The organism is Falsiroseomonas sp. E2-1-a20 (genome assembly GCF_051433195.1).
Lineage (GTDB): Bacteria > Pseudomonadota > Alphaproteobacteria > Acetobacterales > Acetobacteraceae > Falsiroseomonas.
The window spans coordinates 1-1,790 of record NZ_JBHMFT010000137.1; the positions used below are offsets into that span (position 1 = coordinate 1).

A 1,790-nucleotide genomic window follows, 5' to 3' on the forward strand; every position below is an offset into this window, starting at 1 on the left:
CGCGCCATGGCGGCAAAGGTCGCTGCTCCTACCGGCCCGGCCGCCACGCCTCCGCCTCGATGCGCAGCGCAGGCCACGTTTTGCCGACGTTGACGGAGAGCAGCGATAGCCCGGCGATCTCCGGCGGCTGGCCGCCGGCTTGGCAGCGGAGCCGGTCGAGCGCCTCGCCCCCGGTGAGGCTGGGCCGGCCGTGGCGATCGGCGCCACCGGGAAGCGCCGGAAGCGGCAGGGCCGGCGTCGGGCATTGCGTCGCGAATTGATAGGCCGCGAAGTCGGCCAGGGCGCGCGGCCGCGTGGCGCGGCCGGCGACCATGTTGGGGTGGTCCTGAAACTGCGCGCCGGGCTTGTCGGGCATCAGGCGGGCCGCCCGCGGTCCCCCTCCGCCATCTCCGCAGCGCGCGCCGCCGTGCGGTCGATCGTCTCGCGTATGGCGGCCACGTCCTCCGCCAGATGCTCCAATGTCGCCACCATACCCACCAGTAGGTCCGCCGCCTGCGCCGCCTCGGCGGGCGTCAGGTCCTGGTGCCGCTGCAACTCCATGCGCAGCCGCAGTAGGCCCGGCGAGGGCAGGTTCGCCAGGCCTATGTCCTGCGCCGTCATGGCGTGCGTTCCGACAGCGCCACCATGTTGCCGCCGGCCAGCAGGTCCGCCGCCACCAGCTTGTTCTGCCCGGCGAGAAACAGCGCCGCCATCGCGCTCGCCGACGCGCCGAAGTCCGTCTGCGCCAGCACCAACAGCACCTTTGCAGCTGCCGCTGTCTGAACCTCCGCTGAGGCTCCTGGCAACAGCACCGCGATACCAGCCGCCACGGATCGCAGAACAATCTGGCCGACCTCTGACGCCTGTCCCGTCGCCGCAATGCGCCACGCCTCGCGTTCCAACGCCGCGTGGTGGCCTACGGGGTCTTGGTCGGGATCAAGCATGTCGTCCTCCGCGCCGCACAGGACCAAGAAACGCACCGTGAGGTTGTAGCCGTGCAGTTCGTGCCCCCAACGGGCAGCACGAGGCCGCGGCCATGGGGATGCGGGTGCTGCGGACGATGGAGACCACGCTGGCCCGGATGCGCGACCGCCTCCCTACCGACGCTGCGAGATTTCGACCTGGAATTCCTGCATGTCGTAGGCGTTGCCGTTCAGCAGGGTGCTCCACATCCGCACCTGCCCGGCCACCGCGACCGCTTCCCTGATCTCCTGATCGGTAGCACCCGCCGCTCGCGCTGCTCGCGTATGTCCTGCCACACAGTAGGTGCAGGGAATTTGCGCGGAGACGCCGAGTGCGATCAGCTGTTTGGTTTTCGCGGGCAGTTCACCGCCGGAGTAGATGGCCTGATAGCCACCCCAGGCATTCTCAAGGAGGTGCTGCGGGGTGACCTGACGCATCCAATTCGGTGGGTCGGCCGCGTAGGCCCCGGCGGCCAGGATGACGATGACGGAAGATGCTACGAGAGCCTTCTTCATCTCTGTATCCTCCACTGCGCGTTCGTCGCCGGATCGCAGATGAGGTCGCCGCTGTGACGCCCCTCAGGAGCCAATCTCAGCGCACTCACGCTACCACCCCACAACACCCAGAGGGGAAGGGAAAGCCGCACCCTGGAACCCGGCTCTCAACGTCTTGAGCCGCCGAATTTACCCGGTAAGAGAGAAGCTTACCGGACACAACCCAGCCCAGGCCCGTCCCCCGCATGCCCCACCCCCCTGCCCCGCCCGCACCCCGCCCCGACAGCCTGCCGGCCGCCTTCGACCTCACGGAGACCGCCGACCGCGCCCGCGGCTACGCCCACCAGGCCCGCT

Annotated in this window: 4 protein-coding genes; all 4 read right to left on the minus strand. The window is 69.4% G+C overall.

The window, feature by feature from the left end:
* Positions 1 to 28 precede the first annotated feature (28 nt).
* Complete coding sequence (locus tag ACFHPP_RS30930) at positions 29 to 355, minus strand: hypothetical protein (RefSeq protein WP_437167064.1); 327 nt, start codon at positions 353 to 355, stop codon at positions 29 to 31.
* On the minus strand, positions 355 to 600 hold the full coding sequence (locus ACFHPP_RS30935) for a hypothetical protein (RefSeq protein WP_437167065.1): 246 nt from the start codon (positions 598 to 600) through the stop codon (positions 355 to 357). Before ACFHPP_RS30935 ends, ACFHPP_RS30930 begins: the two co-directional genes overlap by 1 nt.
* Positions 597 to 923, minus strand: coding sequence for a hypothetical protein (locus tag ACFHPP_RS30940; RefSeq protein ID WP_437167066.1), 327 nt, complete (start codon positions 921 to 923; stop codon positions 597 to 599). The genes ACFHPP_RS30935 and ACFHPP_RS30940 overlap by 4 nt, the downstream gene beginning before the upstream one ends.
* Positions 924 to 1,076: 153 nt before the next feature.
* Positions 1,077 to 1,457, minus strand: a complete 381-nt coding sequence (locus tag ACFHPP_RS30945) for a carboxymuconolactone decarboxylase family protein (RefSeq protein WP_437167067.1) — start codon at positions 1,455 to 1,457, stop codon at positions 1,077 to 1,079.
* Between the last annotated feature and the right edge of the window lie 333 nt (positions 1,458 to 1,790).

Coding starts and splice junctions, on each gene's coding strand:
- ACFHPP_RS30930 (WP_437167064.1), bottom strand. CDS start 355: ATGCCCGACAAGCCCGGCGCGCAGTTTCAGGACCACCCCAACATGGTC.
- ACFHPP_RS30935 (WP_437167065.1), bottom strand. CDS start 600: ATGACGGCGCAGGACATAGGCCTGGCGAACCTGCCCTCGCCGGGCCTA.
- ACFHPP_RS30940 (WP_437167066.1), bottom strand. CDS start 923: ATGCTTGATCCCGACCAAGACCCCGTAGGCCACCACGCGGCGTTGGAA.
- ACFHPP_RS30945 (WP_437167067.1), bottom strand. CDS start 1,457: ATGAAGAAGGCTCTCGTAGCATCTTCCGTCATCGTCATCCTGGCCGCC.